The organism is Virgibacillus sp. JSM 102003, from assembly GCF_041949995.1.
In the GTDB taxonomy this organism is placed as follows: domain Bacteria; phylum Bacillota; class Bacilli; order Bacillales; family Amphibacillaceae; genus Lentibacillus.
Window position 1 is genome coordinate 1 of the sequence record NZ_JBHFQH010000026.1, and the last position, 16,989, is coordinate 16,989.

Annotated in this window: 13 protein-coding genes and 1 other annotated feature; all 13 genes read right to left on the reverse strand. The window is 40.3% G+C overall.

What is annotated here, in order from left to right; all coding sequences use genetic code 11:
- Window positions 1-168: 168 nt before the first annotated feature.
- The 13 genes from tuf to nusG all read right to left on the reverse strand — a co-directional run bounded on the left by tuf (window position 169) and on the right by nusG (window position 16,872).
- The gene (gene tuf, locus ACE1TG_RS19150) at window positions 169-1,359 is read right to left on the reverse strand and encodes an elongation factor Tu (RefSeq protein WP_375054006.1); all 1,191 of its coding nucleotides are present in this window, start codon (window positions 1,357-1,359) and stop codon (window positions 169-171) included.
- 124 nt (window positions 1,360-1,483) lie between these two features.
- On the reverse strand, window positions 1,484-3,562 hold the full coding sequence (fusA, locus tag ACE1TG_RS19155; protein ID WP_375054007.1) for an elongation factor G: 2,079 nt from the start codon (window positions 3,560-3,562) through the stop codon (window positions 1,484-1,486).
- Window positions 3,563-3,602: 40 nt separating this feature from the next.
- Window positions 3,603-4,073 (reverse strand): 30S ribosomal protein S7, encoded by a 471-nt coding sequence (gene rpsG, locus ACE1TG_RS19160; RefSeq protein ID WP_092494517.1) that lies wholly within the window; start codon window positions 4,071-4,073, stop codon window positions 3,603-3,605.
- 36 nt (window positions 4,074-4,109) lie between these two features.
- Window positions 4,110-4,523: a 30S ribosomal protein S12 gene (rpsL, locus tag ACE1TG_RS19165; protein WP_375054008.1), complete on the reverse strand. Its 414-nt coding sequence runs from the start codon at window positions 4,521-4,523 to the stop codon at window positions 4,110-4,112.
- Window positions 4,524-4,663: 140 nt separating this feature from the next.
- Window positions 4,664-4,915, reverse strand: a complete 252-nt coding sequence (locus ACE1TG_RS19170) for a 50S ribosomal protein L7ae-like protein (RefSeq protein WP_375054029.1) — start codon at window positions 4,913-4,915, stop codon at window positions 4,664-4,666.
- 221 nt (window positions 4,916-5,136) lie between these two features.
- Window positions 5,137-8,748 carry a DNA-directed RNA polymerase subunit beta' gene (rpoC, locus tag ACE1TG_RS19175; protein WP_375054009.1) on the reverse strand — a complete coding sequence of 1,204 codons (3,612 nt, stop codon included), beginning with the start codon at window positions 8,746-8,748 and terminating at the stop codon, window positions 5,137-5,139.
- 96 nt (window positions 8,749-8,844) lie between these two features.
- Window positions 8,845-12,381 (reverse strand): DNA-directed RNA polymerase subunit beta, encoded by a 3,537-nt coding sequence (rpoB, locus tag ACE1TG_RS19180; RefSeq protein WP_375054010.1) that lies wholly within the window; start codon window positions 12,379-12,381, stop codon window positions 8,845-8,847.
- Between the two features lie 561 nt (window positions 12,382-12,942).
- Complete coding sequence (locus ACE1TG_RS19185; RefSeq protein ID WP_375054011.1) at window positions 12,943-13,545, reverse strand: class I SAM-dependent methyltransferase; 603 nt, start codon at window positions 13,543-13,545, stop codon at window positions 12,943-12,945.
- A gap of 177 nt (window positions 13,546-13,722) precedes the next feature.
- Window positions 13,723-14,088: a 50S ribosomal protein L7/L12 gene (gene rplL, locus ACE1TG_RS19190; protein ID WP_375054012.1), complete on the reverse strand. Its 366-nt coding sequence runs from the start codon at window positions 14,086-14,088 to the stop codon at window positions 13,723-13,725.
- Window positions 14,089-14,151: 63 nt separating this feature from the next.
- Window positions 14,152-14,658, reverse strand: coding sequence for a 50S ribosomal protein L10 (rplJ, locus tag ACE1TG_RS19195; RefSeq protein ID WP_375054013.1), 507 nt, complete (start codon window positions 14,656-14,658; stop codon window positions 14,152-14,154).
- Between the two features lie 36 nt (window positions 14,659-14,694).
- Window positions 14,695-14,848 (reverse strand) — a sequence feature (ribosomal protein L10 leader region).
- Window positions 14,849-14,896: 48 nt separating this feature from the next.
- On the reverse strand, window positions 14,897-15,595 hold the full coding sequence (rplA, locus tag ACE1TG_RS19200; protein ID WP_375054014.1) for a 50S ribosomal protein L1: 699 nt from the start codon (window positions 15,593-15,595) through the stop codon (window positions 14,897-14,899).
- A 139-nt stretch (window positions 15,596-15,734) separates the two neighbouring features.
- Entirely contained in the window at window positions 15,735-16,160 is a 426-nt protein-coding gene (rplK, locus tag ACE1TG_RS19205; RefSeq protein ID WP_375054015.1) for a 50S ribosomal protein L11, read from the reverse strand.
- Between the two features lie 178 nt (window positions 16,161-16,338).
- Window positions 16,339-16,872, reverse strand: coding sequence for a transcription termination/antitermination protein NusG (gene nusG / locus ACE1TG_RS19210; protein ID WP_092494527.1), 534 nt, complete (start codon window positions 16,870-16,872; stop codon window positions 16,339-16,341).
- Between the last annotated feature and the right edge of the window lie 117 nt (window positions 16,873-16,989).

Sequence of the window (16,989 nt, forward strand, 5' to 3'; positions counted from 1 at the left end):
TTACACGCAACTCCTTTTTGTTTTGTTTAGTGGTATAAACAAAGTTTATCAAATAAGGAGCTTGCGTGCTTTTTTTATTGGTTGGAATTTTGCCAATACCCCAACAAATATTTTAGAGCCCAAAAAACAGACAGCGTCGTCACGCTGTCTGCTTTTTATTTAACATAATTATTTTTGAATTGAAGTTACAACGCCTGATCCAACAGTACGTCCGCCTTCACGGATTGAGAAACGTGTACCGTCTTCAATAGCGATTTGTGAAATTAGCTCAACATCCATTTCGATGTTATCGCCAGGCATTACCATTTCTACTCCTTCTGGAAGTTGAATAACTCCAGTTACGTCAGTTGTACGGAAGTAGAACTGTGGACGATAGTTAGCGAAGAATGGAGTATGACGTCCACCTTCTTCTTTAGATAGAACATAAACTTCAGCTTTAAAATTTGTATGTGGTGTGATTGAACCTGGCTTAGCTAGTACTTGACCACGGTTGATATCATCACGTGATACCCCACGAAGAAGTGCACCGATGTTGTCACCTGCTTCAGCGTAATCAAGAAGCTTACGGAACATTTCAACACCAGTTACAGTACTTTTTGATGGTGCTTCAGCAAGACCGATAATCTCAACATCGTCACCAACTTTAATTGACCCACGTTCAACACGGCCTGTTGCAACTGTACCACGACCAGTAATTGAGAATACGTCCTCAACTGGCATCATGAATGGCTTGTCATGGTCACGTTCTGGAGTTGGAATATACTCATCAACTGCAGCCATAAGTTCGAAGATTTTCTCTTCGTAATCTGCATCTCCTTCAAGAGCTTTAAGTGCAGAACCTTTAATTACTGGGATATCGTCACCAGGGAAGTCATATTCTGTTAATAGATCACGAACTTCCATTTCAACTAGTTCTAGTAATTCTTCGTCGTCTACCATATCTGTTTTGTTTAGGAAAACAACAATTGCCGGAACACCAACGTTGCGTGAAAGCAAAATGTGTTCACGTGTTTGTGGCATAGGGCCGTCAGCAGCAGATACTACAAGAATAGCACCATCCATTTGTGCTGCACCAGTAATCATGTTTTTAACATAGTCAGCGTGTCCAGGGCAGTCAACGTGAGCATAGTGACGAGATTCAGTTTCATACTCAACGTGAGATGTTGCGATTGTAATACCGCGTTCTCTTTCTTCTGGAGCATGGTCAATTTGGTCAAATGCCATTGCAGTACCTTCACCAGATTGTTTGTGCAATGTAGTAGTAATTGCAGCAGTTAATGTCGTTTTACCATGGTCAACGTGTCCAATTGTACCAATGTTTACGTGACTTTTTGAGCGATCGAACTTTTCTTTAGCCATTTATAGTTCCTCCTTAAATAAGTAAAAGTTTGTTTTTATTTTTTATGTTCAGCTAAGAAATAACAATTACTGTTATTTCTTAGCCTTCAATAAAAGTTATACTTCAGAATTACAAAAAAATCAATTATTCACCAGCATTTTTCTTGACTATTTCTTCTGAAATGCTTTTTGGCACTTGTTCATAGTGATCAAAATGCATTGTGAATGTCCCGCGGCCTTGCGTGTTTGAACGTAATGCAGTTGCATAACCAAACATTTCTGAAAGGGGTACAAATGATTTTACAAGTTGTGCTGGTCCGCGTGGTTCCATTCCTTCTACACGTCCACGACGAGACGTGACATCACCCATGATATCCCCCATGTATTCTTCAGGGATAACGATTTCCACTTTCATCATAGGCTCTAACAAAACTGGCTGACATTTATTTTTAGCAGCCTTCAAGGCCATTGAACCAGCTATTTTAAATGCCATCTCGTTTGAGTCAACGTCATGATAGCTTCCATCATAAAGTGTTGCTTTAATATCGATCAGTGGGTAACCAGCTAATACACCATTTTCTGTTGACTCTTTAATACCTTGTTCAACAGAAGGAATGTATTCACGTGGTACAACACCACCAACGATTTTATTCGTAAATTCGAAGCCTGCACCTTCTTCGTTTGGTTCAAATTTAACCCAAACGTGACCGTATTGTCCACGACCACCAGACTGACGTACGAATTTACCTTCAACTTCAGCTGATCCACGGAATGTTTCACGGTATGCTACCTGTGGTGCACCAACTGTTGCTTCTACCTTAAATTCTCTTTTCAGACGATCAACGATAATGTCAAGGTGCAGCTCACCCATACCAGAAATGATGGTTTGACCAGTTTCAACGTCTGTTTCTGTTCGGAATGTAGGATCCTCTTCAGCAAGTTTACCTAAAGCAATTGCCATTTTGTCTTGGTCAGCTTTCGTTTTAGGTTCAATTGCAACACCGATTACCGGTTCAGGGAAGTCCATTGATTCCAGGATTACAAGATCCTTCTCAGCACAAAGTGTATCCCCTGTTGATGTATCTTTTAAACCAACTCCAGCAGCAATCTCTCCGGCATATACAGTCGAGATTTCTTCACGGGAATTTGCGTGCATTTGCAGGATACGTCCTACACGTTCACGCTTATCTTTTACTGAGTTTTTAACATAAGAACCAGCAGATAACGTTCCAGAATATACGCGGAAGAATGTTAACTTACCAACGAATGGATCTGTAGCCACTTTAAATGCCAGCGCAGAAAAAGGAGCGTCATCAGATGATTCACGAACTACTTCCTCTTCCGTTCCAGGGATTTTACCTTCAATTGGCGGTACATCAGTTGGTGCTGGAAGATAATCTATTACACCATCCAACATCAATTGAACACCCTTGTTTTTAAATGCTGAACCAACAAATACTGGGTAAAACTCAATGTTTAGTGTCGCTGTACGAATTGCTTTTTTAAGTTCATCGTTGGAGATTTCTTCTCCTTCTAGATACTTCATCATAAGCTCTTCGTCAAGTTCAGATACAGCTTCTACTAAGCTAGCACGAAGTTCGGCTGCTTTTTCTTTGTATTCTGCTGGAATCTCGCGCGCTTCTGCACGTGTACCGAGATCATCAAGATAATAGTAAGCTTCCATTGTAATGAGGTCAATAATACCCTCAAAATCATCCTCAGCACCAATTGGCAGCTGAACCGGATGAGCATTAGCACCTAAACGTTCTTTAAGTGTATTAGTGGAGTAAAGGAAATCCGCACCCACTTTATCCATCTTGTTAATGAATACCACTCTAGGCACACCGTAAGTCGTAGCCTGGCGCCATACAGTTTCGGTTTGTGGTTCCACACCTGATTGCGCATCAAGAACCGTTACCGCACCATCAAGTACACGCAGTGAACGTTCAACTTCTACTGTGAAGTCTACGTGTCCTGGTGTATCTATAATGTTTATACGAAAACCTTTCCATTGAGCAGTAGTTGCTGCAGATGTGATTGTAATTCCGCGCTCTTGTTCCTGCTCCATCCAGTCCATTTGAGAAGCGCCTTCGTGAGTTTCACCAATTTTATGAATACGTCCTGTATAGAAAAGAATACGCTCAGTAGTAGTGGTCTTACCTGCATCAATGTGTGCCATAATACCAAGATTACGCGTCTTTTCCAAGGAGAACTCTCTAGCCATGTATTCTTCTCCTTCCTGTTAAAATCTTTATTTTGTTTTATTACCAGCGATAGTGAGCAAATGCTTTGTTTGCTTCAGCCATCTTATGCAATTCTTCGCGTTTTTTAACTGATGATCCTGTGTTGTTGGAAGCATCAAGAATTTCATTAGCAAGTCGCTCTTCCATTGTTTTTTCTCCGCGAAGACGTGAGTAATTAACAACATAACGTAAACCTAGTGCTTGACGGCGTTCCGGGCGTACTTCCATCGGTACCTGGTAGTTTGAACCACCAACACGACGTGCACGAACCTCAAGTACTGGCATTACATTCTTCATTGCTTGTTCAAAAACTTCCATTGCGTTTTGTCCACTTCTTTCTGCAACAAGTTCAAACGCATTATAAAGAATTTTTTGTGCTTTACCTCTTTTACCGTCTATCATGATTTGATTGATTAAACGTGTAACTAGCTTTGAATTATAAAGCGGATCTGGCAAGACATCGCGTTTAGGTACTGGTCCTTTACGTGGCATATGTCCCCCCTCCTTTCCTATATCTATATTATAAAATTATTTCTTAGGTTTTTTCGCACCATATTTAGAACGGCCTTGAGCACGGCCTTCTACACCAGCGGTATCAAGCGCTCCACGTACAATGTGGTAACGAACACCCGGTAAGTCTTTAACACGACCGCCACGAATTAATACTACACTGTGCTCCTGTAGATTGTGTCCAATTCCAGGAATATATGCAGTTACCTCCATGTTGTTAGACAAACGAACACGTGCATACTTACGAAGTGCAGAGTTCGGTTTCTTCGGTGTTAATGTACCAACACGTGTACAAACGCCACGTTTGTGTGGTGAATTTTCATCTGTAGCTCTTTTCTTGAAGCTGTTGTACCCTCTATTAAGTGCAGGAGAGTCAGACTTTCTTGGTTTGTTTACACGACCTTTACGTACAAGTTGATTTATTGTAGGCATAATTGTTATCCTCCCTTCTTATTTATAAGCTAGTAAAAACCAGTTGCCACCCAATTTTTGGTTATTTGTAATCCCACATATCCAGGTGGTTCATCCTTTAGCAAAAAACAAAGCCTTCGCGAAAAACATCGCCAAAACCTTTATTGTTTTACTGCTACTGTCGATGCACCAACGTCTATGCCGCAAGCAGCGCCTAGTCGTTCCATCGAATCAACACGGTGACAAGGCACATCCAGCTCATTAGCTAAACGCTCTACCTTTTGTGTGATTTGTTGGTCTGCATCATCAGCAATAAAAACTTCACTTACATCACCATTTTTCATAGCTTTAAGTGTTTGCTTCGTTCCGATTATCAACTGTGTTTGAACCTGGGTTACTTTTTCATAAGACATTAGCATATCCTCCAAAGTAATTAGAAAACTCGGCATTCACCTAGCCTTTATGGCGAGTGCCTTAGTTTCACTTATGCAGTAAGAAAGGATTAATACTTTCTTAGCTGCCAAGTAGAATCGGAAACACCTTAAATATAGTATCATTCTCGTTTTTTAATGTCAACTGAAATTTTACTATTTTAAAAGTGTTCCCGAATTTTAGTCACTTGTTTTAAAAATGGTTATTTAACTGCTTCTGTTTCTTCTTCTACTTCTGCAGTTTCTTCTGGTTGATCTAAAGATGACTTAATCTTTCGGTAACGGTTCATCCCTGTCCCGGCAGGAACCAGCTTACCTATAATAACATTCTCTTTAAGTCCCAGCAGTTCGTCACGTTTACCTTTAATGGCAGCATCCGTTAACACACGAGTTGTTTCCTGGAAGGATGCAGCTGATAAGAATGAATCAGTTTCCAGTGACGCTTTTGTGATTCCCAGTAATACAGGTTTACCAACAGCTGGTTGTTTTCCTTCCTGTAATACTGCATTATTCGCATCCTTAAATTGGTGAATTTCGAGTAATGACCCAGGAAGTACATTTGTATCTCCGGATTCAACAACACGAATTTTACGAAGCATTTGGCGAACCATTACTTCAACGTGTTTATCCCCGATTTCAACACCTTGCATGCGGTATACGCGCTGTACTTCACGTAACAAGTAAGACTGAACTCCCTCAACGCCTTGTGCACGAAGAAGTTCTTTTGGATCAACAGAACCTTCAGTAAGCTCTTGACCAGCAACTACTTGATCACCAACAGTTACTTTCATGCGTGCATTGTACGGAACAGGATAGGAGCGCTGTTCTACATCACCTTGAACAACAATTTCCTGCTTATCTTTGACTTCTTTTATTTCATGGACAGTACCGTGAACTTCACTGATAACTGCTTGCCCTTTAGGATTACGCGCTTCGACCAGTTCCTGAATACGCGGTAGACCTTGTGTAATATCGTCTCCTGCAACCCCACCTGTGTGGAATGTACGCATAGTAAGCTGTGTACCTGGCTCACCGATAGATTGTGCAGCAATAATACCTACCGCTTCACCAACTTCTACCTCGTCGCCAGTTGCTAGGTTACGACCATAACATTTCTTACAAACGCCATGTTTTGTATTACATGTGAAAGCAGTTCTTATTATTACTTGCTCGTGCCCTGCTTCGATAATTTGTTTCGCTTGATCTTCTGAAATAACTTCATTGATATCCACAATGACTTCGCCCGTTTCTGGATGGCTAACTTTTTCAAACGCTGTACGTCCGATAAGGCGATCCAACAGTGGTTCGATTAATTCCGTTCCATCTGTTAAGGCTGAAACAGTTAATCCGCGATCTGTACCACAATCGTCTTCACGAATGATTACATCCTGTGCTACATCTACCAGACGACGAGTTAAGTAACCAGAGTCAGCTGTTTTCAGTGCTGTATCGGCAAGACCTTTACGAGCACCGTGTGTAGAAATAAAGTATTCCAACACTGTTAAACCTTCACGGAAGCTTGATTTGATCGGTAATTCAATGATTTTACCAGCCGGGTTGGCCATTAAACCACGCATACCTGCAAGCTGTGTAAAGTTAGATGCGTTACCTCTTGCACCTGAATCACTCATCATAAATATTGGGTTTCTTGGGTTAAGTGATTGCATCAAACGTTCCTGAATATCGTCTTTTGCTTTAGACCAGATAGCTATAACTCGGTCATAACGCTCTTCGTCTGTGATTAAACCACGTCTGAACTGTTTAGATACAGTATCAACTTTAGTTTGTGACTCATCAATTATCGTTTGTTTTTCAGCTAATACAACGATATCAGACACACCAACAGTCATGCCTGCTTTTGTGGAATAACTGAATCCAAGGTCTTTCATGCGGTCAAGCATTTTTGACGTTTCGCTAATTTTAAACCGTTTAAACACTTCAGCAATTATATCTCCAAGTATTCCTTTCTTAAATGGAGGAATAATCTCACGTGTTTTAATTTCTTCTTTAATATTTGTTCCTTTTTCAACAAAATACTTTCCTGGCGTTTTAATTTCCAGGTTGTCATTTGTTGGTTCATTTATATACGGGAACGACTCTGGTAATATCTCATTAAAGATAAGCTTACCTACTGTCGTTATTAACAATTGGGTCTGCTGTTCATCCGTAAATGATCTTTTGTTCAAGCTAGATGCCTGCACGGCAACTCTTGTGTGTAAATGAACATAGCCATTTTGATAAGCTATCAGCGCCTCATTGAGATCTTTAAATACGCTTCCTTCTCCAATTGCATTCTCACGTTCTAGCGTCACGTAATAGTTTCCTAACACCATATCCTGCGATGGTGTTACAACTGGTTTACCATCTTTTGGATTTAAAATGTTCTGAGCAGCAAGCATCAGAATACGTGCTTCGGCTTGAGCCTCTGCTGATAGTGGCACGTGGACCGCCATTTGGTCACCGTCAAAGTCAGCGTTATATGCTGTACATACTAATGGGTGAAGACGGATCGCCCGCCCTTCTACCAATGTAGGTTCGAACGCCTGAATACCTAAACGGTGCAACGTTGGAGCACGGTTAAGCAATACAGGGTGCTCTTTAATAACTTCTTCCAATACATCCCAAACATCTGGATGCACGCGTTCAATCTTGCGTTTTGCCGATTTAATATTATGAGCTATTCCTCTTTCAACGAGTTCTTTCATAATAAATGGCTTAAATAACTCAAGTGCCATTTCTTTCGGCAAACCACACTGATACATTTTTAGACTTGGACCTACAACAATTACCGAACGACCGGAATAGTCTACACGTTTACCAAGTAGATTCTGACGGAAACGGCCTTGTTTACCTTTTAACATATGAGACAAGGATTTTAACGGTCTGTTTCCCGGACCTGTAACAGGACGGCCACGACGACCATTATCAACCAATGCGTCAACAGCTTCTTGCAGCATACGTTTCTCGTTTTGCACAATAATACTTGGTGCGCCAAGATCCAATAAACGTTTCAAACGATTATTACGGTTAATAACACGACGATATAAATCGTTCAGATCGGATGTGGCAAAGCGCCCACCATCAAGCTGTACCATTGGACGAATTTCTGGTGGAATAATTGGAAGTACATCAAGAACCATCCATGATGTATCATTACCTGAATGGCGAAATGCCTCTAACACATCTAAACGTTTGATCGCACGGGTTCTGCGTTGTCCTTGGGCTGTTTTCAGCTCTTCTTGCAATGCTTCAACTTCTTTTTCAAGATCGATATCCTGCAGAAGCTTGCGAATCGCTTCAGCACCCATTTGCGCCTTGAATGTTTTGCCATATTTGTCATAATATGCGCGATACTCTTTTTCAGATAGAAGCTGTTTTTTCTCTAATGGTGTATCTCCTGTTTCTGTAACAATATACGCAGCAAAATAAATTACTTCTTCTAACGCACGTGGTGACATATCTAATACGAGACCCATTCGACTCGGAATTCCTTTAAAATACCAGATATGTGATACTGGTGCAGCTAATTCAATATGTCCCATACGCTCACGTCGTACTTTAGCTTTCGTAACTTCTACACCACATCGATCACAAACAACGCCTTTATACCGTACACGCTTATATTTTCCGCAATGACATTCCCAGTCCTTTTGCGGGCCGAAAATACGTTCACAAAATAACCCATCTTTCTCTGGTTTCAATGTGCGGTAGTTAATCGTTTCTGGTTTTTTGACCTCGCCGTATGACCAAGAGCGTATTTTTTCTGATGAAGCTAAACCTATTTTCATATACTCAAAGTTATTTACATCTAGCAAGGGGCCTACCTCCCTTTTAGTGTCCGATTTTACCAATTACTTAGAATTATATAAACGGAAGTGCTGATCCTGAATGGAGTCAACACTCCGTTGTTTTTAGTTGCCTTCTACTTCTAAGTTCAGTTTACTTGCTGCTTGCGTTTCTTCTTCTTCCAGATCACGCATTTCTATTTCAGATTCATCGCTTGCGAGCATCTTAACGTCCATGCCAAGACTTTGTAATTCCTTAATTAGGACTTTAAAGGATTCTGGCACACCTGGCTCAGCAACATTATCACCTTTAACGATTGACTCATACGTTTTCACACGGCCGACAATATCATCTGATTTAACCGTCAGGATTTCCTGAAGTGTATAAGCAGCACCGTACGCTTCCAATGCCCAAACTTCCATTTCACCGAAACGCTGTCCGCCAAATTGCGCTTTACCGCCTAGCGGTTGCTGTGTCACAAGTGAATATGGACCTGTTGAACGAGCGTGCAACTTGTCATCAACCATGTGTGCAAGTTTAATCATATACATGACACCTACTGATATACGATTGTCAAACGGCTCTCCCGTTCTTCCATCATATAAAATCGTCTTAGCGTCTTTTGGCATACCGGCTTCTTCTAGTGTATCCCATACGTCTTGCTCTGTTGCGCCATCAAATACCGGTGTTGCAACATGGAGGCCAAGCTGGCGCGCGGCCATACCCAAGTGCATTTCGAACACCTGTCCGATATTCATACGTGATGGTACACCTAGTGGATTAAGCATAATGTCGATTGGTGTCCCATCTGGTAAGAACGGCATATCTTCTTCAGGCAATATTTTGGAAATAACACCTTTGTTACCATGTCGTCCGGCCATTTTGTCACCTTCAGATATCTTACGTTTCTGAACAATATATGCTCGAACAAGCTGATTAACACCTGGTGGGAGTTCATCGCCATCTTCACGGTTAAAGATTTTTACATCCAGAACAATTCCGCCAGCACCATGAGGTACTCGTAAGGATGTATCACGAACTTCACGTGCTTTTTCACCAAAGATTGCATGTAGCAAACGTTCTTCAGCAGATAGTTCAGTTACCCCTTTAGGTGTAACCTTACCAACCAGGATATCTCCATCCGAAACTTCAGCACCTACACGAATGATTCCTTCTTCATCCAGGTCCTTCAAGGCATCCTCGCCAACATTCGGAATGTCTCTGGTGATTTCCTCAGGCCCGAGTTTTGTATCACGAGCTTCAGATTCGTACTCTTCTATATGAATTGAAGTATAAACGTCATCCTTAACAAGTCGTTCGCTCATGATAATCGCATCTTCGTAGTTATAACCTTCCCAAGTCATGAAGCCTGTTAGGACATTTCGGCCTAACGCAAGTTCCCCATCTTCCATTGAAGGGCCATCTGCAAGAATTTCGCCTTTTGTAACACGATCTCCTTGGCTTACGATAGGACGTTGGTTGTAACAGCTTCCTTGGTTCGAACGAATATATTTTTGCAAACGATAAGTGTCTAGATCACCTTTTACTTCTTTTCCGTCTACTTCAGAAATACGACGAACATGAACTTCTTTTGCTTCTACGCGTTCGACAACACCTTCATTACTGCAAATAATCGCTGCGCCCGAGTCTTTCCCGGAAACATATTCCATTCCAGTCCCAACAACAGGTGCTTCAGGTTGCAACAATGGTACTGCCTGACGTTGCATGTTAGCCCCCATTAATGCACGGTTCGAGTCATCGTTTTCCAGGAATGGAATACATGCTGTGGCAGCTGAAACTACTTGTTTAGGAGATACATCCATGTAATCAAGTTGTTCACGCGGTACAGCTGTATTCTCACCACGGAAACGCGCAATAACTTCATCATCTGTAAAACTGCCATCTTCGTTTAAACGAGCATTCGCCTGAGCTACAACGTAATTATCTTCCTCGTCTGCTGTAAGGTAATCAATTCGTGCTGTTACCTTGCCTGTTTCAGGGTCAACTCGGCGATAAGGCGTTTCAATAAAGCCAAATTCATTAACTTTCGCATAGCTGGACAACGAGTTTATTAAACCAATGTTTGGTCCCTCTGGCGTCTCAATCGGACACATACGGCCATAGTGAGAATAGTGAACGTCACGAACTTCGAATCCTGCGCGCTCACGTGTCAAACCACCTGGTCCCAAGGCAGACAAACGACGCTTATGCGTTAATTCTGCTAATGGATTTGTTTGGTCCATAAACTGCGATAACTGTGAACTGCCGAAGAATTCCTTAATCGAAGCGATCACAGGTCGAATATTAATTAGTTGTTGTGGCGTAATACTAGATGTATCCTGAATCGACATTCTTTCACGCACAACACGTTCCATACGAGATAAACCGATACGGAATTGATTTTGCAGTAATTCCCCAACAGAACGAAGTCTGCGGTTACCCAGATGGTCTATGTCATCTGTGCCTCCAACATGGTGGAGCAGGTTAAAGAAATAGTTTACCGCTGATAGAATGTCAGCAGGCATTATATTCTTAACGTCTCTGTCCACACCAGCATTGCCAATAACATTTAGTTCTCTTTCACCACTTGGATCAGTAGGGTCTACTATTTTAATGGATTGTACAAGAATCGGATCGTCAAGAACGCCTTCCTGCAGTTCAACGCTTTTTTCACCGAGTTTCTCTTCATCTTGTTCCAAATATGGAATTATCTTATCTAGTAGTTTACGCTCTAATTTGTCACCTTTTTGCGCTAAAACTTCACCAGTTTCCGGATCAACAACCGGTTCAGCCAGCACTTGATTAAACAGGCGATTTTTAATATCGAGCTTTTTATTCATTTTATAGCGACCTACATGTGCCAGGTCATAACGCTTCGGATCAAAGAAGCGTGAAACCAGCAAGCTCTTTGCATTATCTACTGTTGGCGGTTCACCAGGGCGCAGACGTTCATAGATTTCTAACAAGGCTTTATCCGTTGTTTCTGTATTATCTTTTTCCAATGTATTCTTAAGGTACTCGCTTTCACCCAGCAGATCAATGATTTCCTGGTCGGAACCAAAACCAAGTGCACGTAAAAGTACCGTGATTGGCAATTTACGTGTGCGATCAATTCTTACATATGCGACATCTTTGGCATCTGTTTCAAATTCCAGCCATGCACCACGGTTTGGAATAACCGTCGCTGTAACACCGCGTTTGCCGTTTTTGTCGAATTTTTCGTTATAATAAACACTAGGTGAACGTACAAGCTGGGAAACAATGACACGTTCAGCCCCATTAATAATAAATGTACCTGTGTCTGTCATAAGTGGGAAATCACCCATGAATACTTCTTGTTCCTTCACTTCACCGGTCTCATTATTAATTAAACGAACCTTTACGCGAAGTGGAGCATTATACGTGACATCTCGATCTTTTGATTCATCTACAGGATATTTCGGTTCTCCGAGACTGTAATCAACAAATTCCAGAGAAAGGTTGCCTGTAAAATCTTCAATAGGAGAAATATCCTTAAACATTTCTCTCAAACCTTCTTCTAAAAACCACTCATAAGAAGCGGTTTGAATCTCGATTAGATTTGGTAATTCTAACACCTCGCTAATACGCGCATAGCTCCTGCGTTGGCGGTGCCGTCCATACTGAACTAGTTGACCTGTCAACAACTTCACCCCTCAAATCAAGCATTTTTCATAAACTATTAAAGCGTTAATACGCTCTGTTGAAAAATGACTAATAATATTTAGCAAAAACGAACTGATTAAAACTACTTAAATCAGTTGTTTTTTGAATCCTATTTTTGTGTTGATGCGAAAAAACAATAGCCAAATGCCACTGTCCGCAAAACATGCTGAACAAACTTGTAATTCGGAGTTATACAAGTAAATTTTTTTCATTCATCAGTAATATAACACGCTATAATGTGATATAATTATAAATATTAGAAAACACGGCTTATCATTATGAGGGTATTGCGAATGCGTAATTTGCCTTCCCAGAACCCCTTACACTTTGAAATGCTGGCTATAACTGCTCGCATGCAGTCAATAACCTTAACTGCAAAACAAGTCTTTTGATAAAAACCTTCTGTGTTTAATTTTTGGGATTTTAACAGTGTCTCCGATTACCAATGAATTATACGTTTCATTTCTCATGAAATTCCTCCTTGACAAAGGAAGTCCCATGTTAGCATTTTACTATATTAACACAAGTAAATTATAAGGTCAATCATTTGTAGCCTTCAATATAAAATACCCTTTATCGCGCTCGACTACCTCAACATTCAAAAATAATTCATTTAATTTTTCCTTAGCTGAGGGGGCACCTTGCTTCTTCTGAATAACTACCCACAATTGGCCATGCCGTAATAAAGCATTCTTACTATCTTCAAACATTTGATGAACTACTTTTTTTCCTGCTCTAACCGGTGGATTTGTCAGTATAGCAGCAAATGAACGGTTTGTTAGATTACTAAAACGATCACTTTGCACAAATTCTGCATTTCCTACTTTATTATAGTCAGCATTTTTTTGGGCAAGCTTGATAGCGCGTTCGTTAATGTCTGTCAAAATCACGTTTCGATCGTTATAACAATCAGCTAATGTAATTCCAATCGGGCCGTAACCACAACCCAGGTCCAAAAAATCACCTGAAATTAATGGTTCCTTAAATGTTTCAATCAGTAAACGTGAGCCAAAATCCACTTCATTTTTTGAAAAAACACCATAATCACTTTCAAATGTGTAAATTTTGCCTCGTAATTGGTAATTCCATTTCTTGGGTGAACTTTTAGATTGAGGATTTTCCGAAAAGTAATGCTCTGACATTAGGGCACCTACTTTGTGTGTATTCTGAAGAAATAAATATATATAGAGCCCGTCGTATATTCCGACGAGCTCTTTTCATTAGAAAACTTGGCTTATCGCCAAGCCTTTATGGCGAAAGCCTTGGTTGCACTTAAGCAGTAAGAAAGAATTTATACTTTCTTACTGCTTAAGATAATATTACTTAACTTCGATTGTCGCTCCAACTTCTTCAAGCTTGCCTTTAATTTCTTCAGCATCTTCTTTAGAAGTACCTTCTTTAATTGCTTTAGGAGCATTGTCTACTAGATCTTTTGCGTCTTTAAGTCCAAGACCAGTGATCTCGCGAACAGCTTTAACTACTTTGATTTTTGAATCTCCAGCACTTTCTAGTACTACGTCAAATTCAGTTTGCTCTTCTGCTACTTCTGCTCCACCAGCAGCACCGGCAGCAGCAACTGGAGCTGCAGCACTTACACCAAATTCTTCTTCAATTGCTTTAACAAGATCGTTTAATTCTAAAACAGACATTTCTTTAACCGCTTCAATGATTTGTTCATTAGTCATGATATATTCCTCCATTTTTCTTTTAATTTTATATTTCCGAAATGCTAAATTACTTGTGGCAATTTATGCACCTTGTTCTTCTTTTTGTTCTGCGATTGCTTGTGTTGCATAAGCAAGGTTACGGATAGGCGCTTGCAGTACGCTAAGAAGCATAGATACCATACCTTCGTAATTTGGCAGATCGGCAAGCTCTTTAATTTGTTCAAGTGATGCAACCTGACCTTCAATTACGCCGCCTTTAATTTCCAGCTCATTATGATCTTTTGCAAAGTTATTCAAAATTTTAGCTGGTGCCACTACATCCTCATTACTAAATGCAATTGCAGTTGGACCAACCAATGTATCGGATAACTCTCCTAGTTCTACAGCATCCACAGCACGACGAGCCATTGAGTTTTTGTAAACTTTGAATTCAACGTCAGCTTCACGAAGCTGCTTACGCAATTCTGTTACTTCCGCTACATCAAGACCACGATAATCTACCAACAAAGTAGATTGGCTGTCACGGAATTTAGAAGCAATCTCTTGTACGAGTTGTTGTTTTTGTTCAATAATATTGCTATTGGACATTGTTCCACCTCCTATAAACATTTTAACGTTACCGATAACGAGACTAATAAAGCCTCCATGTAGACATGGAGGCTTTTATGACAAATTATAATCAAAATCAATAAGATCATTTAATCTGCTTTTAAACACCTCGGCAGGAAATTAAGCGATTGCTCGCACCTGCTGTCTACGGTACAACGTATTCATTTTTACAACGCAACTTAGTATATCTAATTGTTGTTAGATTGTCAACAACAAATTAGCCGCGAACATAACCTGAAACATCTACTTTAATTCCAGGTCCCATTGTTGATGTTACAGATGCATTACGCATGTAGATACCTTTAGCAGCTTGTGGTTTAGCTTTCACAAGTGCTTCTGTAATTGCTTCAAAGTTCTCAACTAATTTTTGATTGTCGAATGAAATCTTTCCAATTGGAACATGAATGTTAGCCGATTTATCAACACGATATTCCACTTTACCAGCTTTAATATCGTTAACAGCTTTTTCAATTTCAAACGTAACTGTACCGGTTTTCGGGTTCGGCATTAGTCCTTTTGGTCCTAATACACGTCCTAGTTTACCAACTTCAGCCATCATGTCAGGAGTTGCAACAATCACATCAAACTCAAACCAACCTTGATTGATTTTATTAATGAGATCCTGTTCTCCTACATAATCTGCTCCAGCTTCTTCAGCTTCTTTTGCTTTATCACCTTTTGCAAATACTAGTACACGTTGTGTTTTACCAGTACCATGCGGCAATACCATAGCTCCGCGAATTTGCTGGTCAGCTTTCTTAGGGTCTACCCCTAAACGAAATGCTGCTTCTACAGTTTCATCAAAGTTTGCTTTTGCTGTCTCTTTTAACAATGCAACAGATTCTTGTACTTCATATGATTTCATACGATCAACAAGCTTTGCAGCTTCTTGAAGTCGTTTACTCTTTTTAGCCATTTTGTTTCCTCCTCAATTGTGGTTATAGCGGTAAGACCTCCCACTTATAAAAGCACGAATACTTTTATAGCTTGCAAAAAGGTTGCGATGGATAGTAACCCATTTCCGCAACCTATACCTATTTAAAAATTGTTAGACACTAGTCTTCAATCGTAATGCCCATACTGCGTGCAGTTCCTTCAACCATGCGCATCGCTGCTTCTAGATCAGCGGCGTTTAAATCAGGCATTTTTGTTTCCGCAATTTCCTGTACTTTATCACGCTTAACAGTAGCAACTTTATTACGGTTTGGTTCACCTGAAGCAGTTTCAATCCCAGCTGCTTTTTTCAACAATACAGCAGCAGGTGGAGTTTTTGTGATAAACGTAAATGAACGGTCTTCGAATACCGTGATTTCAACCGGAATAATCATACCAGCATCATCTTGCGTACGCGCATTAAATTCTTTACAGAATCCCATGATATTAACACCTGCTTGACCTAAAGCCGGCCCTACTGGTGGTGCTGGGTTTGCTTTACCAGCTGGAATTTGTAATTTAACTAACTTGATTACTTTTTTAGCCACGAGACACACCTCCTTAAAGTCCGTGATGTGGTAATTGGGGAAATTCCCCTCCCACTCATTATTAGCCATTTTCCTCGAATATCGAGGACATAAATAACAAAAGAATTTTAGCATGAATCATAAAATTATGCAAGGTTTTGTTGAAACACTTTTAGATAACAGCCATAAAATTTTCCTTTTATAATTTTTCAATCTGGGAGAAATCCAGTTCAACTGGTGTCTCACGTCCAAACATATTAACATGTACCTTAACCTTTTGCTTATCAACATCAATATGCTCAATTGTTCCTGTAAAGTTTGTGAATGGTCCATCGTTGACTCGTACATTTTCTTTTATTTCAAAGTCAAGCTGCATAACAGGTTCGGCTACTCCCATACGCTTCAATACTGCATCTACCTCATCAGGTAAAAGCGATGTCGGTTTCGTTCCATGTCCACTTGAACCGACGAATCCTGTTACGCCTGGTGTGTTCCGGACGACATACCATGAGTCATCGGTCATGACCATTTCTGCCAGAACATATCCAGGGAAGAATTTCTTTTTAACAACTTTTTTCTTGCCGTTTTTAATTTCCGTTTCTTCATCTTCAGGGACGATTACACGAAAAATTCTATCTTCCATTCCCATCGATTCCACACGCTTCTCTAAATTCGTTTTTACTTTGTTCTCATACCCGGAATATGTATGAACTGCATACCAATTTTTTTCCATTTAAGCAGGACAAATTTACTTGCCCTTCCCTCCCTTAGCTTAAAACTTTAAAGTTACCCCGTTGAAAACTTGGCTTATTGCCAGGTCTTAATGGTGAAATTCCTAGTTACACTTATA

Coding starts and splice junctions, on each gene's coding strand:
- tuf (WP_375054006.1), bottom strand. CDS start 1,359: ATGGCTAAAGAAAAGTTCGATCGCTCAAAAAGTCACGTAAACATTGGT.
- fusA (WP_375054007.1), bottom strand. CDS start 3,562: ATGGCTAGAGAGTTCTCCTTGGAAAAGACGCGTAATCTTGGTATTATG.
- rpsG (WP_092494517.1), bottom strand. CDS start 4,073: ATGCCACGTAAAGGACCAGTACCTAAACGCGATGTCTTGCCAGATCCG.
- rpsL (WP_375054008.1), bottom strand. CDS start 4,523: ATGCCTACAATAAATCAACTTGTACGTAAAGGTCGTGTAAACAAACCA.
- ACE1TG_RS19170 (WP_375054029.1), bottom strand. CDS start 4,915: ATGTCTTATGAAAAAGTAACCCAGGTTCAAACACAGTTGATAATCGGA.
- ACE1TG_RS19185 (WP_375054011.1), bottom strand. CDS start 13,545: ATGTCAGAGCATTACTTTTCGGAAAATCCTCAATCTAAAAGTTCACCC.
- rplL (WP_375054012.1), bottom strand. CDS start 14,088: ATGACTAATGAACAAATCATTGAAGCGGTTAAAGAAATGTCTGTTTTA.
- rplJ (WP_375054013.1), bottom strand. CDS start 14,658: ATGTCCAATAGCAATATTATTGAACAAAAACAACAACTCGTACAAGAG.
- rplA (WP_375054014.1), bottom strand. CDS start 15,595: ATGGCTAAAAAGAGTAAACGACTTCAAGAAGCTGCAAAGCTTGTTGAT.
- nusG (WP_092494527.1), bottom strand. CDS start 16,872: ATGGAAAAAAATTGGTATGCAGTTCATACATATTCCGGGTATGAGAAC.